This window comes from Nonomuraea sp. NPDC049486 (genome assembly GCF_040676925.1).
Classification (GTDB): domain Bacteria; phylum Actinomycetota; class Actinomycetes; order Streptosporangiales; family Streptosporangiaceae; genus Nonomuraea; species Nonomuraea ferruginea.
In genome coordinates, this window is the sequence record NZ_JBFAPV010000011.1 from 1 (window position 1) to 5242 (window position 5242).

Sequence of the window (5242 nt, forward strand, 5' to 3'; positions counted from 1 at the left end):
CCGCCTCTTGAGGTGCTGAACGAGTCCCTTTCATCCCGATCAGCCGCATAGGCTACGACCATAAGACGGCTGTCCGGAATCACCGCGGCCCCTCAGATGCTCGGTGGGCTCGTCATCCCAGGAAAAGCGGTGTCATCGCCCTGAGTGACCCGCACCAGGCCGTACAGAGGTCCCGGAGAGCATCGGTCACATAAGACATGACCATCCGGGCCTCACGCCCTTCATGGGAGATGGTGACCACAGCCCACCCATGCTCCGGCGCTCCATAGGAGAACTCGATCCTCGACATGGTGGTTATCGTCGCCGAACCGCTAGTCACTCAGAAGATCACAAAGGCCCTTCCCGATCACCCAGAAGGGCCTTTAACCTGGGTGGGGTGTTCACGAGAGCGGATGGCCTGGCGGAATAGGCGCCGTTTGAAGATCGCTTCCCGCGTGCAGGTTGATCGTTTCCCAGTGCTGTCGGTGGACTTGCACGTACAACGCGAGCGGTTCTCTCGGCAGGTGCCGTTCCCGTTCGGGACATCAGCGGGGGCGCGGGTCTGCGTGTGTCCGAGTACGGGTTCAGGGTTCGAAGCCAGGTATGGACGGGACGGTAACGAGGTTGTGTGCCGCTTCCCTGACAGGCGATGATCAGCTACTGCACCGCGGAGAAAGGGAGCCTCATGGGAAATGTGCTGGTGACTGGGGCCACCGGAGGGATTGGGACGGCACTGGTCAGCGCGCTTGTGGAGGCGGGGCACCGGGTGATCGCCGTGGGGCGCGATGTCGGGCGGCTGGATGTGCGCGGCATCGAGGCGGATTTGGCCGAACCCGGGACCCTGGCTGCCGCGTTGGGAGCACTGGAGGATGCGGGAGAACTGCAGGACGTGCAGGCGCTGGTGCATTGCGCGGGAATCTCTCCCGTCGAAGCCGTTGCCGAGGCAGTCCCCGAGACGTGGCGGCGGACGCTGGCGGTGAACGTGGCCTCCGCCGCCGAGCTGGTGCGGCTGACGTTGCCCGCGTTGCGGCGGTCCAGGGGGCATGTGATCTTCGTCAACGCCTCGCCCGGGATGACCGGTGTCCCCCGCTGGTCGGCGTTCGTCGGCAGCAAGGCGGCACTGCGGGAGTTGGCCGATTCTCTGCGCGAGGAGGAGGCAGCCCATGGGATACGTGTCACCACGGTCTATCCCGCAGCGACGGCGACCGACCTGCTGGGAGAGGTAAGGAGCGCCTTTGGGCGCCCATATGATCCCGAGCTGTGCATCCGGCCGCAAACGCTGGCGGCGATGATCGTCTGGGCGCTGAGCGCGCCGGCTGACTCCTACGCCTGCGAGCTGTCCGTCCTGCCGTCGCCGCGCTGAGCTTCTTGCCTGGGAGTTGGGCTGCCGCTTTCCGCGACAACGTCGATCACGTCTGCCGCCACGGCGTCCGCTACATCGCCGAGCCGGGTGGTTCGATCCGGTCCGGGGAGGTGCACGACGCCTGCCGGGAGCACCAGAGCGCGCTGGCCGCACCGGCCTTCGAGTGTTCCGCCATTGAGGATGCATGGCCTGAAAGGATCTTTAGGCCCTATAGTGACTGCCAGTGTTTCGCCGTTTACAGTGCGGAGTTATTGGCTGCATGGCGTGAATGCGGCAGGCGCGTACGGCTGCTTCTCCTGTGGGAGGCGATGGCGGGTGTCACTGTTGGAACGCGTGGCCCTGCCGAGACGGCTGCGCTACGGCAGGCCGAGGACTTGCGGGCGCAACTGGCCGCGGTCGAGGAACGACTGCAGCGTTTGGCCATCACGCGTGAGACGCTGGCCTGCCCGCTGATGCCCGCCAGGCTCGCGCAGGCCACCACCGGCCTGGACGACGCGGCCATCCGAACACCATCGGGAGAACTCACCGCGCTGATCGCCTCGCGAGAGTCGTACTTGCTGCGTCTCAAGCAGAGAGCGAACGCAGGCGGCGCGATCCGCTTGCAGTGCCGGGCAGCAGGCACCTTCCCGTCGCTCACCTGCCCCGCTTCGACCACCTCTACCAGCGCGGGCCCCGCCGGTCCACCGCGGTCGATCCGACCGACGCCCGGCAGCGAGCCGCCCACGCCGCGGCCAAACCTCGTGTCCTGCCCTCGACCCCTGACCACAAGACCGGCGACCTGCCGAAGATCTACCACCAGCAGACCATCACCCTGCATCCCGGCGACCTCGGCCACCCCGACAAGTTCCGCCAGGACCTGCCTTACCTCAGCCCCTCCTGGCGAGGGACGTACTCCACTGCCAGGGCTATGACGGAGGGGCTGAACGGCCGCCTCAAGGGCCACGACCTCGACCTGAGTGACCCGAAGAACCGGCTCACCCACGGCCGCGTCGCCCAGACCATCCTGGTCGCTCTGCTCGTCGCCGTCGCCAACGACCACTTCCTCGACCAGTGGCGCCACACCCACCAGCCCCCAGACGAGCCGGACACATCCACCGACATCTTCGAGATCCCGGCAGAGCGCCTCGACCGCTCGCCGCTCACCGGCCGGAGCAGGCCACCACCCGTCCCATAACCTGAACGTCAGATCACCTTGTCGCAGCACCCAGCCCGGAGCCGATTTCGCCATGCCCGGCTACGCGAACTCCGGCCTCCACCAGCGCCTCGACACCACCCGGGCCTCCCCAGGCACCTGCTCCGCGGCTCCCGAACCAGGACGAACCCGATTCGGAAACCCCTGAAACGACGAGATCCCGCCCGATCGCGATGATCAGACGGGATCCCGTCAACTTCAGTCCGGCCGTTTCAAGAACGGCCTCTGGTGGAGATGAGGGGATTCGAACCCCTGACCCCTTCGATGCGAACCCCGGTGGGGCGTCTCGCTCGTGGTCGTCGGGTGCCATCCGGTGCCGTCAAATGCTACAGCGATGACGTCCGTTGATCTCGGTTGCCCTCCTGTGTCAGCGGATCCGCTGACTTTTCGCTGACTCTCGCCAACCCTCTCCGCGGGGCTAATCAGCCGACGTCCATCGCCTTCCCCTGCCGCCGACGAATACGGCGGATGCGCTTCCAACCAGTTCCAGGATCGAGGATGCCCCACCTCACCCGACGTTCGATACACCCCTGCAAGATCTCGCCAAGGGGTGCGTCGCGGACCTTCTTCCAGCGCTTCGGCCGCCTGACGTATAGACGCTCTTCGACAACTCCGCTCGACTGCTCGTCGGCGGCAGCCCGGGCAGCTCCGAGAATCTGATGATCACGATGGCGGTTGGCCCGATGGGGCATCCGCTTGCTGCGCCGGATGCTCTTGCGCGAGCTCTTGTCATTCTCGCCATAGTCGTTGCGACGATCTTTCGTGTAGCTCAGCCGCTTCTTCTCCTGCGGAGTCTTCCCGCGCTTCACCCGAGGCGTGTTCAAGCCCATGACCCCTCGCTCCGGCCACTCAATTCGGGATCCACAGTGACAAGCATCCCGTCAGGCCAGCAAGCCGTTATCGCCCATGCCGACCTTCACTAGTCACCCGGCCCACGCGAAAGGCGTTCTCAATCACTTGGAAGACCTCGTCTGGGTGGAGGTGAGGGGTTCGAAACCCTAACCCTTCGAACCGAAGCCACTTCACTCAACGTAGGACCACCTCTTGATGCCCCACAAAAATGGTCGCGATCTCCAGCATTCGAGATTGTCCAGATCTGTTCGTAGTAGTTGTCACTCAGTTCGCCATTAAGTCCCCATACACCTCAACACTAAATAGCTTATGACTAGTGGGGCATCTGCCAAAATTACCATGAAAAAATTCAGAGATCGAGACTCTTAATCGCTTCGGACAGATTTGCGGCAGGATAGTAAACGAATTTTTTGTCCACTCTGCGCTTCTCTAGGAAATCATGTCGCTCCAACTCAACAAGGTCCTGGCGCGCAGTCTCGGCCGAAACTCGATGCGAAGTCCGATGCGATTGAACCGTATACTTGGCACCAGGATTCTTCAAAGCGTTATGCAGCAGGGCGAGCTGCCGTGAATTGAAGTGGCTCGTATCGCGCCGCAGTCGCAGTCGAAGCTCTCTGACTTCATCCATCTTCCGAGCCAAGTACTTATTCAGGCCATCTATAGCCCGATGCAGGACCTTCAGATTGAATAGCAGAAAGTATGTGAGGTCGTTATCGTCGGACTCTACGTAGAGGAACGCCCTCCCGTATTGAGCGTGAGACTTCTTGATGATGCTAGAAATAGATATAAATTCAGTCAGCCAGTACCCCTGGTTCAGCATCGACCAGTAAAATAGTAGGCGGGCTGTCCTGCCATTACCGTCCTCAAACGGATGCTCATAACCGAGCATAAAGTGAAGAATGACCGCCCTAACAACACCTGGAAGATACCCTTCTCCGATCTTGCCGTTGGCGAAATCACATAGGCGCGCAATACGCTCAGGCAGCAACTCAGCTGGCGGTGGTGCATGCAGCAACTGGCCTTCGTTATCATAAACACCCACTCGCGGTTCGCTAGGCTGCTGGAAGCGCCCCCCGCCTGCCGGATTATCGAGCGTCCCCTCAGTAGCTATACGTTGGATACGACATATAATCTCTGGTGTTAGAGGCTCGTTCCGAATCTCCCCCACAAATTCCATAGCATGGAAATTATTGAGGATCATCCGTTCGCTTCTGTCTCGAGGTTCGCGGCCAGAACGAATCATCTCGGTCGCGACTCTTTTTTCCGTTCGAGCACCTTCGAGCTGACTTGAGGTGATAGCTTCCTCAATCAGCGAGTTGATCAGGTATCTATCACGCGTTGCTGGATTAGTCACCTCTTCACTAAAGCTTATTCGTCCACCGGTATGGATGCTGATGAACTCGGTTTCTCGTAGAACTTCATCAGGAAGGGAATAGGTGAAGGGAGCATCCTTCTCATCCAGCAGCGGAATAGCTCGTGCCGTACTACGACGGGCAAGCTTCGTTAGCGCCCACCACTCTTCACGACTAAGGTCTCCCGGGGCTGGCCGATGCCGCATTTGATCCCAATGGAGATATTTCTGACTGTTCACCACACCCAATGGATAGTTCTCAACTACCTTTGAGAGAAACCCAGAGGAGGTTGTGGTCTTGATCAACTGATCGAGAGGTGGCGGGGACTCAGGCTTTCGCATTAGACCTCCATAACCACAAGCTTACCATTTGTACTTTTTGTCCAAATGGAGTGCACTAAATTCAACTAAGTTCCATTCAGGAAGCGATCCTGCAAAGCTTAAAGCGCTCTATCGTAAACCAACTTCAACGAGAATCGCAGAATGCCAAGTTGGCTCAACTCCC

At 60.5% G+C, this 5242-nt stretch carries 4 protein-coding genes; 2 read left to right on the forward strand and 2 right to left on the reverse strand.

Annotated elements, in window-relative coordinates:
* Positions 1-628: 628 nt before the first annotated feature.
* Entirely contained in the window at positions 629-1342 is a 714-nt protein-coding gene (locus AB0K05_RS29000) for an SDR family NAD(P)-dependent oxidoreductase (protein ID WP_271275762.1), read from the forward strand.
* Between the two features lie 604 nt (positions 1343-1946).
* Positions 1947-2516, forward strand: coding sequence for a hypothetical protein (locus AB0K05_RS29005; RefSeq protein ID WP_271275763.1), 570 nt, complete (start codon positions 1947-1949; stop codon positions 2514-2516).
* 440 nt (positions 2517-2956) lie between these two features.
* Here AB0K05_RS29005 and AB0K05_RS29010 read toward each other — a convergent pair whose 3' ends face one another.
* The gene (locus AB0K05_RS29010; RefSeq protein ID WP_364233208.1) at positions 2957-3364 is read right to left on the reverse strand and encodes a hypothetical protein; all 408 of its coding nucleotides are present in this window, start codon (positions 3362-3364) and stop codon (positions 2957-2959) included.
* A 371-nt stretch (positions 3365-3735) separates the two neighbouring features.
* Entirely contained in the window at positions 3736-5079 is a 1344-nt protein-coding gene (locus AB0K05_RS29015) for a Fic family protein (protein ID WP_364233210.1), read from the reverse strand.
* Between the last annotated feature and the right edge of the window lie 163 nt (positions 5080-5242).